The organism is Mesorhizobium sp. C089B, from assembly GCF_030323125.1.
In the GTDB taxonomy this organism is placed as follows: Bacteria; Pseudomonadota; Alphaproteobacteria; order Rhizobiales; family Rhizobiaceae; genus Mesorhizobium.
In genome coordinates, this window is record NZ_CP100469.1 from 1641804 (window position 1) to 1660706 (window position 18903).

Sequence of the window (18903 nt, forward strand, 5' to 3'; positions counted from 1 at the left end):
TTGGCGAAGCATTGCTTCCTGTTGACCATGATCTTCCCCGAAAACCGGCTTCCACTTTTCGGGATCATGGTTCGTTCAAGCTACCGGCAGCGGTCCGAAGCGAATGCGAAAACGCCGGTTTTCGCGGCCCTTCTTCTCGATCTTGCCGATATGGATTTCACCGACTTCGCCGGTGCCTTTGACATGGGTGCCGCCGCAGGGCTGGCTGTCGATCGAAGCGTTGTCGCCGATGCAGACCAGGCGGATCTTGCCGGTGCCTGCGGGCGGCCGGACATTCTTGGATTTCACCAGGCCAGGATTGGCTGCCAGTTCCTCGTCGGTGATCAGCCTGATGAAGATCGGATGATCGGCTCGCACCAGCTCCATCAGCCCGGCGGTGACGTCTTCCCTGGTGAAGCCGGCATCGGGAGCGTCGAAGTCGACGCGGCTGTCATCTTCGGAAACCGCAGCACCGGTAATCGGAAACGGACAGACTACGGTGAGCAAATGGCAAGCTGCGTGCATGCGCATCAGGAGATGCCGCCGCTCCCAGTCGATGGCGAGTTTCACCTGCTCGCCGACCTCGGGTGCCGGCTGCTCCGGCGCCGGCACATGGATAATCTCGTCCTTGGTCTCGCCGGTGATGGTGGCGGCAATGGCGATGCGGCTGCCGTCGGCGCGCTCTAATGTTCCGGTATCGCCAGGCTGGCCGCCCGATGTGGCATAGAAGATGGTCCGGTCGAGAATGATGCCGCCGCGCTCGTTGATGGCGACAACAGTGGCGTCAGCCGCTCTGAGATAGGCGTCGTCGCGAAACAGCGCTTCTGTTCTGTGCGCCATCAGGCGACCTTCTCATACGGCACCGAAATTGTGCTGCGCTCATCCATCCAGCCCGGCACCGGCAGGTTCTTATCCCGCAGGAATTCCGGGTTGAACAGCTTCGACTGGTAGCGCGTGCCATAGTCGGCAAGGATGGTCACGATGGTGTGGCCGGGGCCAAGCTCGCGCGCCAGCCGTATCGCGCCGGCAATGTTGATGCCGGTCGAACCGCCGACGCACAGGCCTTCTTCCTGGATCAGGTCGAAGACGATCGGCAGCGCTTCCTCGTCCGGCACCTGGAACGAGAAGTCCGGCGTGAACCCATCGAGATTTGCCGTGATGCGCCCCTGCCCTATCCCTTCGGTGATCGAGCTGCCGTCGGACTTCAATTCGCCACTGGTGTAGAAGGAATAGAGCGCCGCACCCAGCGGATCGGCGAGTGCGATCTTGACGTTGCTGCTCCTGGCCTTCAGCCCGAAGGCGACGCCGGCCAGCGTTCCGCCCGAACCCACCGCCGAGACGAAACCGTCGACCTTGCCGCCGGTCTGCGTCCAGATTTCTTCCGCCGTGGTGCGGATATGGCCGTCGCGATTGGCAACGTTGTCGAACTGGTTGGCCCAGATCGCGCCGTTCGGCTCCGACCTCGCCATCTGCTCGGCCAACCGCCCCGACAGTTTCACGTAATTGTTGGGGTTCTTGTAAGGCACCGCCGGCACTTCGATCAGCTCGGCGCCAAGCAGCTTGATCGTGTCCTTCTTTTCCTGGCTCTGGGTGTCGGGAATGACGATCACTGTGCGATAGCCCAGCGCCTTGGCGACCAGCGTCAGGCCGATGCCGGTATTGCCTGCCGTGCCCTCGACGATGACGCCGCCCGGCTTCAACAGCCCGCGCTGTTCGGCGTCGCGGATGATGAACAGGCCGGCGCGATCCTTGACCGACTGGCCGGGGTTCATGAACTCGGCCTTGCCCAGGATCTCGCAGCCGGTCTGCTCCGAGGCCTTGTTGAGGCGGATCAGGGGCGTGTTGCCGATCGCTTCGATCACAGAACGGGGCATCCGGGATTCCTTATGTAGCTGCGGCGAGACCCTAGAAACCCGAAGCGTGCGTTTCAAGGCAAGAATTCGCCTGGTCCAGTCGCATTTCGGGCACTGCAATCTCCCGCGGCCGGACAACGCGCGATGACGATCATTTCAACCAGTACGGAAAAGCACTCTTTTCATTCGATTTTTTCACCGCTAGAGCACTAATGACAGATCGGCAGGGCGCAGAATGACACTTTACCGGGCCAACCCGAAGCACGGCGTCGCCTGGATAACCGGCGGCAGCAGCGGCATCGGCCGTGCGCTGGCCAAAGACCTCGCGGCAAAGGGCTTTGTCGTCGCGGTCACCGCACTCGACGGCGACCCACTCGACGCGCTCATCGTCGAGACGGCGCAGATGCCGGGACGTGTCGTCGCCTACCCTTGCGACGTCACCGATGAGCCGCGCATGGCAAGCACGGTGGCGGCGATTGAAAAGGAGCTCGGGCCGATCGTGCTCGCCGTCTTCAACGCCGGCAACTACATCGCCACGCCCGGCGAAGACCTCAGGGTCCGCGACTTTCGCCAGACCTTCGAGGTCAACTATTTCGGTATCATCAATGGCCTCGTCCCGCTCATGGAGCGCATGCGCATCCGTGCGCGCGGCCATATCGTGCTTGTCGGATCGGTTACCGCCTATTTCGGCTGGCCGACCACGGCGGCCTATGGCGGCTCGAAGGCGGCGATCAACATCCTGGCCGAGTCGCTGAAATACGATTTCGACAAGATGAATGTCCGGATCCAGGTGATGAATCCGGGCTTCATCGACACCCCGCTGACGGAAAAGAACATGCTGCCGATGCCGGGGCTGATGCCGGTCAACCGCGCCTCGCGCCGCCTGCTGCGCGGCATCGAGCATGGCGGCTTTGAGGTTACCTTCCCTCACCGGCTGAGCTGGGGGCTGAAGTTGCTGGCACTGCTGCCAAGGCCAGTCTGCCGGTGGTTCATCAGCACGGCGACCCGCTGGACAGGGCGGCCGCTGAATTTCGACCGCAAGCCGCCGAACGAATAGCTGTCCACAGCCCGGCTGTTGCCTGACTGCACCGGCCGCCATAGCTTTAGAATTGTCGTGGAGTCTGAGATGGGGCGGCGGATCGTGCTTGCGGTGCTGGGCGTCGTCATCATCCTTGTCCTGGCCTTCCTGCTTGGTCCGCGCGTTCCCGTCGACACCACGATCCATTTCGATGACAAAGTGATCGGCGACGACCCGCAAGCGTATGTCGCGCGCGAAGAGGCTGCCGTCCCCAATATCCGCGACGGGCTCGAGAAAGAAATCATCTGGGCCGATCCGATGATTCACGCCAGGACGCCATTGGCGATCGTCTATATCCATGGCTTTTCGGCATCGAAGGGCGAGGTTCGCCCGCTGGCCGACGAGGTCGCCGACCAACTCGACGCCAACCTTTTCTACACCCGCCTCACCGGTCATGGTCAGGACGGCGCTGCTATGGCGCAAGGCAGCGTCAATGCCTGGATCAACGACTATGAGGAGGCGCTCGCCATCGGCCGAGCCATCGGCGACAAGGTGATCGTCATCGGCACCTCGACCGGTGGATCGCTGGCGGCATGGGCGGCGACTGAGCCTGGCGCATCGGACGGCGTCGCTGCAATCGCATTCATCTCGCCGAATTTTGGCATCAGGGCTTCAGGCGCCGAGCTGCTGACCATGCCCTGGGGCAGGCAGATCGCCGATTTCGTCGGCGGCAAGGAGCGCAGCTTTCCGACCCGCAACGCGCTGCACGAGAAACTCTGGACGCACACATATCCAATGGCAGCTGTGCTACCGATGGCGGCGCTGACCAACCTTGCCTACGCAGCGCCTGTGGAGAAGGCAACCATACCGGCGCTGTTCATCTTCTCGGATTCCGACAAGGTGGTGCGCCAGGATCGCACCCGCGAAATCGCCGGCCGCTGGGGCGCACCGCATGAACTGGTGCCCGTCGACGACAATGGCGATCCCGACGACCACGTCATTGCCGGCGACGCGCTGTCGCCCTCGACCACGGCTTTCCTGGCGCAGCGGATCGTCGTGTGGGTGAAGGCAATTACCGGGCAGCCCTAAACGAAAAGGACGGCCGAAGCATTGCCCCGGCCGTCCTCATATTCAATCGTCAGCAATCAAGCCAGGCTCGACGAGCCTGACCGGTTCGTCTGATCAGGCAGCCCGCGCAGCGGGCCGCTTGCCGCCGAAGCGGCGCTTGTTGTTGCCCTTGAAGGCCTTGGCGCCTTCCGGCTTGCGCTCGCTTGCGCCCGCAAAGGCCGGCTTGTCACCAAAACGCTTCTTGGCGAAGCCGTTGTTCTGGCCACCGGGCCGCCTGCCGTCGCGACGGCCATTGCGGTCGTTGCGATCATTGGCGGGCTCGAAGCGCTCGTTCTTTTCGGCCGGATTGCGCACCGGATCCGGGCTGCCGAGATGGTCGGCAACGATCGGCAGCTTGCTGCGGATGATGCGCTCGACCTGACGCAGCTTGCTGTTTTCGGAAGGATCGCAAAGCGTGATGGCGATGCCGTCCATGCCGTTACGGCCGGTACGTCCGATGCGGTGGACATAGCTTTCGGCCTCATCCGGCAGGTCGAAATTCACCACATGGCTGATGCCGGGAACGTCGATGCCGCGCGCCGCGATGTCGGTCGCGACGAGAATGCGCACCGAACCCTCGCGGAAATCGTTGAGCGCCTTCTGGCGGGCGTTCTGCGACTTGTTGCCGTGGATGACGGCGGCCTTGAAGCCGTCGCGCTCGAGGTCCTTGGTCACCCGGTCGGCGCCATGCTTGGTGCGCGAGAAGATGATGACGGACTTCATTGCCTCGTCGGCGAGCATCGTCGACAGCACCTGGCGCTTCTGCTTGGTGCGGGCAAAGACGACGCCCTGCACGATCTCGGCGGCCGCGGTGCTCTGCGGCGCGACTTCGACGCGGATCGGGTTCTTCAACAGGCCCTTCGCCAGCTCGGCGATTTCGTTGGGCATGGTGGCCGAGAACAGCACCGTCTGACGGTCGGGCGCGGTCGCCTTGGCGATCCGCTTGACGTCGTTGATGAAGCCCATGTCGAGCATGCGGTCACCCTCGTCCAGCACCAGCCATTTGGTGTCGGAGAGAATGAGGTCGCCCTCGCGCACCAGGTCGGTCAGGCGGCCGGGCGTGGCGATCAGGATGTCGACGCCGGGCGCAACCTTCTTCACCTGGCTGAAGCGCGAGACGCCGCCAAGCACGAGAGCGGTCGAGACATGCGCGCCCTTGGCGAGGATCTTGATGGTGTCCTCGATCTGGACGGCGAGTTCGCGCGTCGGCGCCAGGATCAGCGCACGAGTGGTCTTGGCTCGGCGCTTGGTGCCGAGCGCGATGATCTTCGACAGGATCGGCAGCGCGAAGGCAGCGGTCTTGCCCGAGCCGGTCTGGGCGATGCCGAAGATATCACGGCCTTCCATCTGCGGCGGGATCGCCTGCGTCTGGATCGGCTTCGGCTCGGTGAAGCCGGCGCCATGCGTCGCCTTGAGCAGCGCGCCGGTAATTCCAAGAGCTGCGAAACCGGTGAGTTCCGTAGTGTTGCCGGCCGAGATTGCGTTACCGGCTGAGGTGTTTTCGTTGGTCAAAATAGTCTTCTTTCACGCGGTCTTGGCCGCAAACATCGATGGCGGCAGGGCGCAACCTGCCGTCGAAAAATTTGATATGAAACGACAAGGCGGGCGGACGGTAACGTCCACTCGGCTGCGCTGTCGTGCCCGCAGGCGTCATGCCACGGGGCTCTTTCGCCACTTCGTGATGTATCGGAAAGAGAGGCCGATATACCGGAAAGAGGGAAAACAGACGCAACCAGTCTCATTTGTCGAGAAGGCCGGAATCTCCGGCCCAAGCGCCTATGGGCTGCATATGGCTGAGTTCGCTCCGGAATGCAAGGGGCCACATGTTGCAGCGCAATAATCGAGGCCGAAAGCGGCGCTTGCACACGCCTGCAGCCATCATTACCACAAAGGCAGCTGCCATTTCTGGGGACCGAGCGATGAAGGACGTGCTGAAGGAACTTGAGCGCCGCCGCGAGATCGCCCGCATGGGCGGCGGCCAGGCCCGCATCGACGCCCAGCACAAGAAGGGCAAGCTCACCGCGCGCGAGCGCATCGATGTCTTTCTCGACGAAGGCTCGTTCGAGGAGTTCGACATGTATGTCGAGCATCGCTCGACCGACTTCGGCATGGAGAAAACCAAGATCGCCGGCGATGGTGTCGTCACCGGCTGGGGCACCGTCAATGGCCGTCCGGTCTATCTCTTCGCCAAGGATTTTACCGTCTTCGGCGGCTCGCTGTCGGAGGCTCACGCCGAAAAGGTCATCAAGGTGCAGGAGATGGCGCTGCGCAACCGCGCGCCGATCATCGGCATCTACGACGCCGGCGGCGCCCGCATCCAGGAAGGCGTGGCGGCGCTAGGCGGCTATGCCGAGATCTTTCAGCGCAACGTGCTCGCATCCGGCGTCATTCCTCAGATTTCCGTGATCATGGGCCCGTGCGCCGGCGGCGACGTCTATTCGCCTGCGATGACCGACTTCATCTTCATGGTGCGCGACACCTCTTACATGTTCGTCACCGGGCCGGATGTGGTCAAAACGGTCACCAACGAGACGGTGACGGCCGAGAGCCTTGGCGGCGCGTCCGTCCACACGACCAAATCGTCGATTGCCGACGGCGCCTACGACAATGACGTCGAGGCGCTGTTGCAGATGCGCCGGCTGGTAGACCTTTTGCCCGCGTCAAATACGTCGGAGCTTCCTGAGATCGAGTGCTACCAGTCGGTCACCGACCATGATCTGTCGCTCGACCGGCTGATCCCAGACAACGCCAACAAGCCTTACGACATCAAGGAGCTGATCCTCAAAGTTGCCGATGAAGGCGATTTCTTCGAGATCCAGCAGAACTTTGCCAAGAACATCGTCACCGGTTTCGGCCGCGTCGAAGGCCGCACCGTCGGCTTCGTCGCCAACCAGCCGATGGTGCTGGCCGGCGTGCTCGATTCCGACGCAAGCCGCAAGGCGGCGCGCTTCGTGCGCTTCTGCGACTGTTTTTCCATTCCCATCGTCACCTTCGTCGACGTCCCCGGCTTCCTGCCCGGCACCGCGCAGGAATATGGCGGCCTGATCAAGCATGGCGCGAAACTCCTGTTTGCCTACGCCGAGGCGACCGTGCCGAAAATCACGGTCATCACCCGCAAAGCCTATGGCGGCGCCTATGACGTGATGGCCTCAAAACATCTGCGCGGCGATATGAACTATGCCTGGCCGACGGCGCAGATCGCGGTGATGGGGGCGAGAGGCGCGGTCGAGGTCATCTACCGCAAGGATATCGGCGACGCCGAAAAGATCGCAGCTCACACAAAGGCTTACGAGGACCGTTTCCTGTCGCCCTTCGTCGCCGCTGAACGCGGCTATGTCGACGAGGTGATCATGCCGCATTCGACCCGCCGCCGCATTGCCCGGGCACTGCGCATGCTGCGCAACAAGGACATGCAGAACCCTTGGAAGAAGCACGACAACATCCCGTTGTAACATCCAATGTCGCGACTGATCATCAGCGCCGGTCGGCGGTTTGGCAGGTTCACGGTCCTGTTTTTCGTTGTTCCCGCTCTCATCATCTTCTGCGTCTGGATGTCCCTGCTCGACAACCATCCAATCTGGTTTATCGCCAGCGGCTTCGTCGTCATGCCGATCGCCACCACGGCCTTGGCATTTCTGTTCGGCACATTGTTTGCGGGCTTCCGACGCAGCAAGATCAAAGGCGTCAGTGAAGCAGAAGCGCCCGGCCTGTGGGCGCTGTGGCGGAGCGTCGCCGGACCGCACCGTGCTGCGCGCACGGTTGTCATACTAGAGGGCAACCTGAACGCCAGCGTGCGCGAAGAGCGCACGCTTCTCGGCCTTCTCGGCAATCGGCTGTTTCTAACCATTGGCATCCCTCTCCTCGCAGTGACCGATGAAAGAGCGCTTGCCGCGATCCTTGCCCATGAGGACGCGCATGTGCGCAACAAGGATACCAATGGCAGCCTCAATCTCGCTGAGTTCGAAAACGGTTTCGGATTTGTCTTCGAGTATGCCCCGCCCGGAACCACGATCACAGGCAGCCTGCTCCACGCCGCTATCGGCTGGCTGTCGCAATCGTTCGAGCGGGAAGAAATCCGGCTTTCGCGCGAAGCGGAGATCAAGGCAGATCGACACGCGGCATCCTCCGGCGACGCCGAGCACGCCGCACGCGCGCTGTTGCTTCTTGCCACGGCAGACGTGCATTTCACGGAGACGGTCTATGACCCTTTGCAGCATGAATTGCGAGGTGCTTTGCGTCCGCCGCGACCGCCGCTCGAGCGCATGCTGGAAGCTGCCAGCCAGCTGCGAGAACCCATTTGCCTCGATGTTTGCGCCCGCAAGGCGTGGGCAAGCCCGGATGACGCAAAGTCCACCCATCCATCATTGGCTCAACGGCTGGCGGCGCTTGGCTACACGGAGCCGCCCGACCTGGACCCGATCGCCGTGACCGCGCTCTCGACGCTGCTGAACTCGAGCGTAGCACAGCGGCATATTGCGGAATTCGACACCAAATGGACTGCGCGGATGGAAGACCATCTGCAGCGCTGAACTGGTGGTCGCCCAACTCCCAGGCTCACTCCTCTTCTGCCGCCCCGAACCCCGCATCCCTGGGGGCGCTGGTCGCGCTCGCCCAAGGCGTCGCGTGGTTGTCGATGCGCATCTGGAAGATGAAATAGGTCGGCGAGCAGTAGCCGATGCCTTTCACCTTGGCGGCGCCCGGCGTGTCGGGCGGCAGCGACTGGCACATATAATCCTCGCGGCAGAAATGATCGGCCGAACAGGCGGGACGGTTGCCGCGGTTGACCGCGCCGCCGAGGCACTGGTCGAAATTGTTGGTGGCGACGCAGGTGTCGAATTTCTTGCCGCCGACCATGCCGCAAATTTCCGATGGCATCGGCTTGCCCGTCTTGAAGGCGGCGAAGCTGCGGTCCTTGTCGTCGCAGCCGCGATAAGCGATGCCTGCCGGTACGCCGATTTTCGGTGGCCGGCAGGTGTAGGCGGTCCGCGAAAAGGTCGGCGCAAAAGCAGCGAACTGGCCGGTGATCTTGTAGCGGTCGTTGAACGGCTGAGACGGGTTGCTGGCGATCGACCCGGTCAGGCAGGGATGGCCCGAAAACATCTTTGGACTGTCCTTGGGCAACAGACATTGCGCCAGCGTGGTGCGCACGCCTGAGGCCGTCGCCAGCGGCGTGCAGACGGTGCCGCTACCGCATTGCCAAGTCGCGCCGAAGCGTCTTGCATCATCCGGCATAAGGCACGTCATCGCCATCTCGGCCGGGGCGTAGTCGACATCGCCGGCATCGGTCCATGTCGCCGGCGGCGCAAAGGACAGCGGCCGGTAGCGGTTCGGCTCCTTGCCTTCTTCGGTCGCGCGCAGCCAGGCCTCACGTCGCGCAATCTCGGCATGGAGATGCGGCGAGATGCCGACTTCGATGCGGTTGAGCGGCGACGTCGTTTTGTCGTCGAGGCCGATGAAGTGAAAGCCGGCCGTCGAGCCCGCCTGGTGGCAGCCCTGGCAGGCGCCATTGTCCAGCCGCTCGACCAGCGCCTCCGGTGTCCGCACCAGCTTTAGCGCCGCATAGTCCAGGCCGGCGAAATCCGCTGGCTGGAACAGCGGCGTGAACGGATGGTTGGCCTGTCTCGCGCTGCCGAAGGTCGACCACGAAATGATTTTCTTCGCCAGGAATTCGTCGGGGATTTCGTAGACGCCGAGATCGACCGCCGCGACATCGGCGATGACGTAGTCGGCGAGCCTTTTCTTGAGTGCAGCATTGTCCGAGAGCTGCGCAACGTCAGGCGTATTCTCCAGCGGCTTCTCGGTGATGGCAGCGCCATCGATGCCGAAGATCCGCATCAGATAGGCCGCCTGCCCGCCGAATTCGGTCTCCTGTCCCGAGGGAAAACGCACCACCTGCGCATTGAGCTCAAGCTGTTTGAAGTTCAGTTCCTCCGGTGCCAGCGGCCCGCCGGCCAGCCAGCCGGCATCAACGTTTTCGTCGATCTGCGGTGTCCAGCGCCCGGCAACGCCGACGCAGCCGCCATCGGCATCCGGCGCCACGCTGTAGACGGCGTTGAAATTGAATGGCAGCCGCGATGCCAGAACCTTGCCGTTCTTGCGGAAACTGTAGGCCAGGCGATAGACAAAGCGCACCTCGCCACAGCTCTTGTCACCTTGCAGCGCGGTGAAGTCACGCCGGTCCAGCCGGTTGACGACGCCGACCAGGCGGAAGCGCGCGGCCTCGGTCTTCAGCCAGCGCATATCCATGATGCGGCCGACATTGCCGTCGGTCACCTCGTAGAGCGTGCGCCCGCCGGCCTTTATCTCGGCCCGCAGCGTGGCAATATCGGCCGCAACCATGTCGACAACGGCACGATAGGCCGGCGCCTCACTGTAGAGCGTCTTCAGATCGTCCGGGCCGTCGACGGCGAAAATGCGGGCGAAGCCAAAACCCTTGACATCGAGGGCGGCGAGCACCGCCGGATCGTCGACGATGGTCACGGGCTCTTGAGCACGCACGCCATGTGACGCGAACAGCGCGATGATGGCCGCAACGACGAACGCGAAATGCTTCATCTGATCGCCACCTTCTGCCGTGCATCGACCAGTTCACGCAGCACCGGCACCAGTGCCAGCGGGAGATCCTCGGCGATCAGACCCGGTCCAAAGCGGCTGCCGGCCTCGGCGTGTATCCAGACCGCTGCGCAGGCGGCCTCGAATGCCTGCATGCCCTGCGCCAGCAGCGCGGCGACAATGCCCGCCAGCACGTCGCCGGAACCGGCGGTGGCGAGCCATGGTGCACCATTGGCGTTGATCACCGCGCGGCCGTCCGGCGCCGCGATGACGGTGTCGGCGCCCTTGTAGACCATGATGGCGTTGGCTCGTTCAGCGGCTGCGCGCGCCTTGGCGAGTTTCGACTGCTTCTTGTCCTTCGCGATGTCGGGAAAAAGTCTGGCGAATTCGCCCTCATGCGGCGTCAGCACCAATACCGGCGCCAACGGGAGCAGCGCGGCGTCGAACAGGGCCTGAGGCTGATGCGCCAATGACGTGATGGCGTCAGCATCCAAGACAATGGCAGGGCGCTGAATTCCGAATGAACTCGTCGACATGCGGTTTAGGTCAGCGACCGTCGCGATCAATTGCAACGCGAAATCCCCCACCTTGGGTTTCGGCCCGAGCCCTGGTCCGAACACAAGTACTTCGGGGTGCCTCGCCGACAAAAATTCCTGCACTTCCTCCATCGAACCGGCCTCGCGCAGCATGATCGATGTCAGATGCGCGGCGTTTACCTGTATGGCATTTTCAGGCGAGAGCACGGTCACCGCCCCTGCCCCGGCTCTGGCTGCAGCCATCGCCGACAGCCGCGCCGCACCTGTCGCGCTCGGCCCGCCGGAAAAGACGCTGACGTGGCCGCGCTTATACTTATGTGTATCGACCGCCGTTTTCGGAAAACTGTATAGCCAGAAGTCAGGCGTGTTCTCGAACGTCTTGATCTTGAACTCATCGACGATCGCATCCGGAATGCCGATATCGGCGACGATGATCTCGCCGCAGAGGCTGCGCCCCGGCATCAGCAGATGGCCGGGCTTTTTCCGCACGAACGTCACCGTCACGTCGGCCTTGAAATAAGCGTTGCTCAAGCCGGTCTCGCCCGACACACCAGAAGGCAGATCGATTGACACCACAGGCACGCGCTCCGCCGCGGCCAATCCTGAGACGGCAGACGCATGCAGGGATATCTTCTTCGACAATCCCGCACCATAGAGCGCGTCCACGACGACTTCACCCGGTTCCGGGTAGCAGTGTCCGATGTGCTCGACCGGCAGATTGCAGGCCTCGGAAGCTCGCGCCGCATCACTCCCGGGCTTCTGCTTGCCTTCGGCCCAGAGCGCCACATTCACACCAGCCTCGGCCAGCAACCGCGCTACAACATAGCCGTCGCCACCATTATTGCCGGGGCCGCACAGCACGTGCACGCGGCTTGCTGCGGGATAGCGTGCCAGGACCACAGCAGCGACCGCTTCGCCGGCGCGCTGCATCAGGCCATAGCCGTCGAGCGGACCGGCCGCGATCGCCAGCCGGTCGGCCTCGCCCATCTCGGCCGGCGACAGGACTTCATTGCTCATGGATTGCCGATCCGCATTTCGTTCAAGGCCGACCCCTTTGTCCCTATCGAGCATTGTCCAGTTTCGGATTCGAAGCAAACGGCCAGGTGCTGCGTTGGCGTGCGGCCAATCCTTTCGCAGACTGGTGCCACGGATCCGCGCGGGCCTGCAAAATGCGCAATCTGCCTAATTATCGTGCAGACGCCCGAAGCGGCAATGTGTAGGCTTCGGGCAGCTTTGCCGCAGCCGAAGCAGAGGATGACGCGAATGTGCATCCCGGCGCGGCGCGGCATTGGAATTGCGCGAAACCGCTTCGCGTGGGCTGAAATTGGCACAGTTCGTGCTTGATGGAGGCGCAAGCGGGGCGCACAACCCGTTTTTTTGGCAGTGGAGGCCACTTTTTACATGAAAAAGATCGAAGCGATCATCAAGCCGTTCAAGCTAGACGAAGTGAAGGAAGCGCTTCAGGAGGCCGGTCTGCAAGGCATTACCGTGACCGAGGCTAAGGGCTTTGGCCGCCAGAAAGGCCATACCGAACTCTATCGCGGCGCCGAATATGTCGTCGACTTCCTGCCCAAGGTGAAGATCGAAGTCGTGCTGGGCGACGACGCCGTCGAAGGCGCCATCGAAGCCATCCGCAAGGCGGCGCAGACCGGCCGCATCGGCGACGGCAAGATCTTCGTCTCCAACATCGAGGAGGTCGTTCGCATCCGCACCGGCGAAACGGGGATGGACGCCGTCTGAGCTTTCTGATTTCAGATTAACGTCTCCTCGAAACGTCATCACACAGGGAAGAAACGACATGACGACAGCCAAAGACATCATGAAGCAGATCAAGGACAACGACGTGAAATTCGTCGACCTGCGCTTCACCGATCCGAAGGGCAAGCTGCAGCACGTGACGATGGATGTCATCGAGGTCGAGGAAGACATGTTCGCCGACGGCGTCATGTTCGACGGCTCCTCGATCGCCGGCTGGAAGGCGATCAACGAGTCCGACATGGTGCTGATGCCCGATGCGGACACCGTCCACATGGATCCGTTCTTCGCCCAGTCGACCATGGTCATCCTGTGCGACATTCTCGATCCGGTCTCCGGCGAATCCTACAACCGCGATCCGCGCGGCACTGCCAAGAAGGCCGAGGCCTACATGAAGGCCGAAGGCATCGGCGACACCATCTATGTCGGCCCCGAAGCCGAGTTCTTCGTCTTCGACGACGTCAAGTACAAGGCCGATCCCTACAACACCGGGTTCAAGCTGGACTCGACCGAACTTCCGTCCAATGACGACACCGACTACGAGACCGGCAATCTCGGCCACCGCCCGCGCGTCAAGGGCGGCTACTTCCCTGTGCCGCCGATCGACAGCGCGCAGGACATGCGCTCCGAAATGCTGACCGTGCTCGCCGAAATGGGCGTGCGCGTCGAAAAACACCATCACGAGGTTGCCGCTGCCCAGCACGAGCTCGGCATCAAGTTCGACACGCTGGTCCGCAACGCCGACAAGATGCTGATCTACAAATATGTCGTGCACCAGGTCGCCAACGCCTATGGCAAGACGGCCACCTTCATGCCGAAGCCGATTTTCGGCGACAACGGCTCGGGCATGCACGTCCACCAGTCGATCTGGAAGAACGGCAAGCCGACCTTCGCCGGCAATGAATATGCCGGCCTGTCGGAGTCGTGCCTGTTCTACATCGGCGGCATCATCAAGCACGCCAAGGCCATCAACGCCTTCACCAACCCGCTGACCAACTCCTACAAGCGCCTTGTGCCTGGCTATGAAGCCCCGGTGCTGCTCGCCTACTCCGCGCGCAACCGTTCGGCCTCCTGCCGCATTCCGTTCGGCTCGTCGCCGAAAGCCAAGCGCGTCGAGGTCCGCTTCCCCGATCCGGGCGCGAACCCCTACCTCGCTTTCGCCGCCATGCTGATGGCCGGCCTCGACGGCATCAAGAACAAGATCCACCCGGGACAGCCGATGGACAAGGATCTTTACGATCTGCCGCCGAAGGAACTGAAGAAGATTCCGACCGTCTGCGGTTCGCTGCGCGAAGCGCTGCAAAGCTTGGACAAGGACCGCGGCTTCCTGAAAGCCGGCGGCGTCTTCGACGACGACCAGATCGACAGCTATATCGAGCTCAAGATGGCCGAAGTGATGCGCTTCGAAATGACCCCGCATCCGGTCGAATACGACATGTACTATTCGGTCTGAGCGATAAGCCTCAGCGACAAGGAAAAACCCCGGCGTCAGTTCAGACGCCGGGGTTTTTGTTTGACCAATAGCAGACCGTAGACGTGGTAGCAGCAGGCTACGGCGCAGGCTTACGAAGCCTGCGCCGCTATAGATGCTTAGGCGGCCGCCGAGACCTGCGCGCTGGTCGAAACCTCCGCGATGGTCTTCAGGATCTGCGAAGCGATCTGGTAGGGGTCGCCTTGCGAATTCGGGCGGCGGTCTTCCAGGTAGCCCTTGTAGTCATTGTTGACGAAGGAATGCGGCACGCGGATCGAGGCGCCTCGGTCGGCGATGCCGTAGCTGAAGCGGTTCCACGGAGCGGTCTCATGCTTGCCGGTCAGGCGCTTGTCGTTGTCCGGGCCGTAGACGGCGATGTGGTCCATCAGGTTCTTGTCGAATTGAGCCATCAGCGCTTCGAAATAGGCCTTGCCGCCGACTTCGCGCATATAGGCGGTCGAGAAGTTGGCGTGCATGCCCGAGCCGTTCCAGTCGGTGTCGCCGAGCGGCTTGCAGTGATACTCGATGTCGATCTCGTACTTTTCGGTCAGGCGCTGCAAGAGATAGCGGGCCATCCACATCTGGTCGGCGGCCTTCTTGGAGCCTTTGCCGAAAATCTGGAATTCCCACTGGCCCTTGGCCACTTCGGCGTTGATGCCTTCATGGTTGATGCCTGCTGCGAGGCAAAGGTCGAGATGCTCCTCGACGATCTGGCGCGCGATCGGGCCGACATTCGAATAGCCGACGCCGGTGTAGTACGGGCCCTGCGGCGCCGGATAGCCGCTCTCGGGAAGCCGAGCGGACGGCCGTCCTTGTAGAAGAAATACTCCTGCTCGAAGCCGAACCAGGCGCCTTCGTCGTCGAGGATGGTGGCGCGCTTGTTGGACACATGCGGCGTCACGCCATCTGGCATCATCACTTCGCACATCACCAGCACGCCATTGCTGCGGGCCGGGTCCGGGAATACGGCGACCGGCTTCAGCACGCAGTCGGAGCTGTGGCCTTCGGCCTGCTGCGTCGAAGAACCGTCGAAGCCCCACAGCGGCAGCTGCTCGAGCGTCGGGAACTCGGCGAACTCCTTGATCTGGGTCTTGCCGCGAAGATTGGGGACCGGCGTGTAACCATCGAGCCAGATATACTCGAGCTTGTATTTCGTCATTCTAGAGCCTCTCGTTGCTTGATCACCGAACCTGGATGACGCCGGCGCGCCGAGCCATCCAGCAGCCCAGCTGCCGGTCGATAAAATGCAAATCGTGTGCCACTTCAGTTGGTCAGGGTGCGGCAAAAATGCCCTTTCATCCCGCCGGTGATGGCAAGCCGCCTAAGCAATGCGCCCGGATCAATCAAAGGCAGAATTTGCTTAAATAACAGGCAAATGCCGATCTTTCTTTAGGCATCTTGCCTAAAAGGATTGCAGGACCTACCTTGATGGAAAGATGAATCGAAGAGCCTCTCCAGAAGAAAGGAGACCGACCATGGAAATCACCTCAGCCCGTCCGTCGGCCAAAATCCTGATGTTCCCGGTGGCAGCGCGTGCGGGTGCCTCAAATTTAGGCGTAAAGGCCAAGTTTGCGGCAGAGCTTGCTTCGCTGCGCGATCACCCGCTTGCCCATGGCGGGGCCTGGTATCATGAGGCCGCCATTGCGGAGGCCGAACAGCCTCGCAAGAGCTAGGCGTCTTCCGCGCTGATAGATCGAACAGGCCCACAAATCAAAAACCCGGCGCGATCGCTCGCGCCGGGTTTTTTGTTTGATACAGAGCCGTCGGCTACTGCTTGGTATGCAGGTCGGTGCCGAGCGTATCCCTGACGAAGATCATGCCGATGATCAGCGTCACCGCCGCGATCACCACCGGATACCAAAGGCCGTAATAGATATCGCCCTTGTAGGCGCTGAACGCGAACACGATCGCGGGCAGCAGGCCGCCGAACCAGCCATTGCCGATGTGATAGGGCAGTGACATGCCGCTGTAGCGGATGCGTGTCGGGAACATCTCGACCAGGATCGCCGCGATCGGCCCGTAGACCATGGTCACGTAGAGGACCAGGATGAACAGGATGCCGATGACCTTTGCCCAGTTGACCTGTGCGGGGTCGGCAAACATCGCGAACGCGCCCGCTGCCGGAACGCTGTACACGGTCACCTCGGTGGCGCCCGCGGCCTCATCCTTGGTCAGCACCTTGTCCTTGATGGCCTGTTCGGTCGGGACCGCGGTCTTTTCGCCGGCGCGGATGGCTGCCGCATCGAGCTTCAGTTCAGGATTGGCCGCGACAAAGGCGTCGAGCTTCTGGTCGGCAACCTTGGCGGCAGCGCGCTTCAACGGGTAACCGCCACCCTGAAGCGCGAGGTTGATACCCTTCTTGAAGGCAGCGTCGCTTGCAGCCTTCTTGTCGCCCGCGGCCTTGGCATCATAAGACGCCACAGTTTCGCTGCCGATCATGACACTCGCCGGGGTCCCCGCCGCCGCGGTAGAGACGATGTCGTAAGGCACCGAGTTCTTGGCAAGGAAGTCGGTCGCGATATCGCACGAACTGACCGGTACGCGCGTGCCGGTCGGGTTGAACTGGAAGTTGCAGTCTCCCGGAGCCGCCGTCACCGTGGCGCGCGTGTTCTGCTGTGCGGTGGCGAGCGCCGGATTGGCGGCCCAGGTCAACGCCTTGAACAGCGGGAAGGTGGTGACGACTGCCAGCGCAAGGCCGGCCATGATGATCGGCTTGCGGCCGATCTTGTCGGACAGCCAGCCGAAGAAGACGAAGAAGCCCGTGCCGAGTGCCAGCGCAATGGCGATCATGATGTTGACCGACTGCGCGTCGACCTTGAGCACATTGGCCAGGAAGAACAGTGCATAGAACTGGCCATTGTACCATACCACGGCCTGACCGGCGGTGAGGCCGAACAGCGCCAGGATGGCGATCTTGGCGTTTTTCCACTGGCCGAAGGCTTCCGACAGCGGCGCCTTGGAACTCTTGCCCTCTTCCTTCATGCGCAGGAAGGTCGGCGATTCCGAAAGCGACAGCCGGATCCAGACCGAAATGCCGAGCAGGATAGCCGAGACCAGGAACGGAATGCGCCATCCCCAGGCGTTGAAGGCGTCCTTGCTTACGGAATTCTGCACCAGCAGGATGACAATCAGCGACAGGAAAAGGCCGAGCGTCGCCGTCGTCTGGATCCATGAGGTGTAGAAGCCGCGACGGTCGTCCGGCGCATGTTCCGCGACATAGGTCGCGGCGCCGCCGTACTCGCCGCCAAGCGCCAGGCCCTGCAGCATGCGCAGCGCGATCAACAGGATCGGCGCCAGAATGCCCAGTGTCTCTGAACCCGGAAGCAGGCCGACAAGGAAAGTCGACAGACCCATGATCATGATGGTGACAAGGAATGTGTATTTGCGGCCGACGAGATCGCCGATGCGGCCGAACACCAGCGCGCCGAACGGGCGCACGATGAAGCCGGCGGCGAAGACCAGCAGCGTGAAGATGTAGCGGGTGCTTTCGGGAAACGAGTTGAAGAAGGTCAAGCCGATCGCGCCGGCCAACGCTCCGTAGAGATAGAAATCATACCATTCGAAAACCGCGCCCAGCGAGGAGGCGAAGATGACCTTCTTCTCCTCTCGTGTCATGCCGCGGCTGGCTCCGCCGGCGGTCGATGCCAATGCCATTGAACTGTCCTCCCGTGAATCGTCTGCCTTCGACGCTGGGCGTCATCGTCGGCGTTCCCTCTGAACGCGACTCGAACCAGCCATCAGCGTAAAAAATGACAGAAAGCGACCGCCGGAGGCAGACAGACCTTGGATTTATGACTTTGGTATTAGGTGCAGTGCGGCAAAGGCCGAGGATCAGGTCTTCAGCGCATCGAGCAGGCCGACGGCCGCCATCATGTCGCGTTTGCGGGCCGAGCGGCGTGCGACAGCCTCGGCATCCTGGCCCCAATGCTCGATCTGCCAGTCCTCGTCGACATGGCCGGCGGCCCAAGCCGCGTCGCCATCGAGCGCGCCGTAATCGACCGCCAGCGCCAGCAGCGCCGACCCGGTCAGCGAAGTCATGACATGGATTGCGGCCAGCCGCAGCGGCTCGGCACGCTGGGCAAGATGAGCGCCGAGCACTGCGATGCTCTCGCGCGGCTGCTCGACATGGATGATGCCCTCGGCGAGATTGAACCGAGCCCCTAATGTCGCTCTCGCCCAGTCGATCACCGGATCCCAATGCTGGTTCTGCCGCTCGACCAGCCCCTGTGGCGCGTCGGCGCGGTAGCAGGTCAGATCGGACGAGGCGAAGCGCAAGACGTCCTCCAGCACCGCCTGCGGGTCGCTGGCGACGCCGTCGATGGCGGTGTTGACCAGACGCAGCACCGGCATCGTGACCGGGTCGATGGTCTCGCCCTGTGCAGCGAACTCACTGGCGACCAGGGCGGCGGCCTTTTCGGTCGGCAGCGCCAGCAGCGCCTTGCCCGGCGTGCGCACCGGCTTGCCGTCGAGATGGACGGCAAAACCGTCCTCCACAGCTGCGACCGACACGTCCTTGTAGAAGCGCTTCGGCAGGTGCGTCTTCATCTGGATCTGCGCGCGGCGGACCGGATCCGGATCGGACAGATGCTTTCCCGCTTCGAGGTCGTTGAGGATGTCACGCATGGTCGAACT

At 62.4% G+C, this 18903-nt stretch carries 14 protein-coding genes and 1 pseudogene; 7 read left to right on the forward strand and 8 right to left on the reverse strand.

The annotated features are described in order from the left end of the window. Nucleotides 1-75: 75 nt before the first annotated feature. Nucleotides 76-819, reverse strand: coding sequence for an alanyl-tRNA editing protein (locus NLY44_RS08300; RefSeq protein WP_023805243.1), 744 nt, complete (start codon nucleotides 817-819; stop codon nucleotides 76-78). Next, on the reverse strand, nucleotides 819-1853 hold the full coding sequence (locus tag NLY44_RS08305) for a cysteine synthase A (protein ID WP_023682581.1): 1035 nt from the start codon (nucleotides 1851-1853) through the stop codon (nucleotides 819-821). The genes NLY44_RS08300 and NLY44_RS08305 overlap by 1 nt, the downstream gene beginning before the upstream one ends. Before the next feature lie 214 nt (nucleotides 1854-2067). Between NLY44_RS08305 and NLY44_RS08310 the strand changes: the two genes are divergently transcribed. Both NLY44_RS08310 and NLY44_RS08315 read left to right on the forward strand, forming a co-directional pair. Next, entirely contained in the window at nucleotides 2068-2889 is an 822-nt protein-coding gene (locus tag NLY44_RS08310; protein WP_023805244.1) for an SDR family oxidoreductase, read from the forward strand. 69 nt (nucleotides 2890-2958) lie between these two features. Then, nucleotides 2959-3939 carry an alpha/beta hydrolase gene (locus NLY44_RS08315; RefSeq protein WP_023805245.1) on the forward strand — a complete coding sequence of 327 codons (981 nt, stop codon included), beginning with the start codon at nucleotides 2959-2961 and terminating at the stop codon, nucleotides 3937-3939. A gap of 93 nt (nucleotides 3940-4032) precedes the next feature. On the opposite strand, the gene NLY44_RS08320 is transcribed toward NLY44_RS08315, so the two are convergent. After that, a complete protein-coding gene (locus tag NLY44_RS08320; RefSeq protein WP_023698795.1) occupies nucleotides 4033-5469 on the reverse strand; it encodes a DEAD/DEAH box helicase in 1437 nt (478 codons plus the stop codon). A 407-nt stretch (nucleotides 5470-5876) separates the two neighbouring features. Here NLY44_RS08320 and NLY44_RS08325 point away from each other — a divergent pair, with 407 nt between their 5' ends. Together NLY44_RS08325 and NLY44_RS08330 are read left to right on the forward strand one after the other, a co-directional pair. Next, a complete protein-coding gene (locus NLY44_RS08325; RefSeq protein WP_023698796.1) occupies nucleotides 5877-7409 on the forward strand; it encodes an acyl-CoA carboxylase subunit beta in 1533 nt (510 codons plus the stop codon). A 6-nt stretch (nucleotides 7410-7415) separates the two neighbouring features. Then, nucleotides 7416-8486 (forward strand): M48 family metallopeptidase, encoded by a 1071-nt coding sequence (locus NLY44_RS08330; RefSeq protein WP_023755202.1) that lies wholly within the window; start codon nucleotides 7416-7418, stop codon nucleotides 8484-8486. Nucleotides 8487-8511: 25 nt separating this feature from the next. Here NLY44_RS08330 and NLY44_RS08335 read toward each other — a convergent pair whose 3' ends face one another. Together NLY44_RS08335 and NLY44_RS08340 are read right to left on the reverse strand one after the other, a co-directional pair. Then, nucleotides 8512-10512 (reverse strand): hypothetical protein, encoded by a 2001-nt coding sequence (locus NLY44_RS08335; protein WP_023805246.1) that lies wholly within the window; start codon nucleotides 10510-10512, stop codon nucleotides 8512-8514. Then, nucleotides 10509-12062, reverse strand: a complete 1554-nt coding sequence (locus NLY44_RS08340; protein ID WP_023755200.1) for a bifunctional ADP-dependent NAD(P)H-hydrate dehydratase/NAD(P)H-hydrate epimerase — start codon at nucleotides 12060-12062, stop codon at nucleotides 10509-10511. Before NLY44_RS08340 ends, NLY44_RS08335 begins: the two co-directional genes overlap by 4 nt. A 384-nt stretch (nucleotides 12063-12446) precedes the next feature. On the opposite strand from NLY44_RS08340, the gene NLY44_RS08345 reads away from it, so the two are divergent. Both NLY44_RS08345 and glnA read left to right on the forward strand, forming a co-directional pair. Continuing rightward, on the forward strand, nucleotides 12447-12785 hold the full coding sequence (locus tag NLY44_RS08345; protein ID WP_006205430.1) for a P-II family nitrogen regulator: 339 nt from the start codon (nucleotides 12447-12449) through the stop codon (nucleotides 12783-12785). Nucleotides 12786-12843: 58 nt separating this feature from the next. Beyond that, entirely contained in the window at nucleotides 12844-14253 is a 1410-nt protein-coding gene (gene glnA, locus NLY44_RS08350; protein WP_023672775.1) for a type I glutamate--ammonia ligase, read from the forward strand. 137 nt (nucleotides 14254-14390) lie between these two features. Here glnA and NLY44_RS08355 read toward each other — a convergent pair. After that, nucleotides 14391-15430 (reverse strand): annotated as a pseudogene (locus NLY44_RS08355) (glutamine synthetase beta-grasp domain-containing protein). A 316-nt stretch (nucleotides 15431-15746) separates the two neighbouring features. Between NLY44_RS08355 and NLY44_RS08360 the strand changes: the two are divergent. Further along, the gene (locus tag NLY44_RS08360; RefSeq protein ID WP_023706518.1) at nucleotides 15747-15944 is read left to right on the forward strand and encodes a DUF2735 domain-containing protein; all 198 of its coding nucleotides are present in this window, start codon (nucleotides 15747-15749) and stop codon (nucleotides 15942-15944) included. A 94-nt stretch (nucleotides 15945-16038) separates the two neighbouring features. Here NLY44_RS08360 and NLY44_RS08365 read toward each other — a convergent pair whose 3' ends face one another. Next, nucleotides 16039-17925, reverse strand: coding sequence for an MFS transporter (locus tag NLY44_RS08365; RefSeq protein ID WP_023682590.1), 1887 nt, complete (start codon nucleotides 17923-17925; stop codon nucleotides 16039-16041). A gap of 177 nt (nucleotides 17926-18102) precedes the next feature. After that, entirely contained in the window at nucleotides 18103-18894 is a 792-nt protein-coding gene (locus NLY44_RS08370) for an ATP12 family chaperone protein (protein WP_023805247.1), read from the reverse strand. Nucleotides 18895-18903 lie beyond the last annotated feature (9 nt).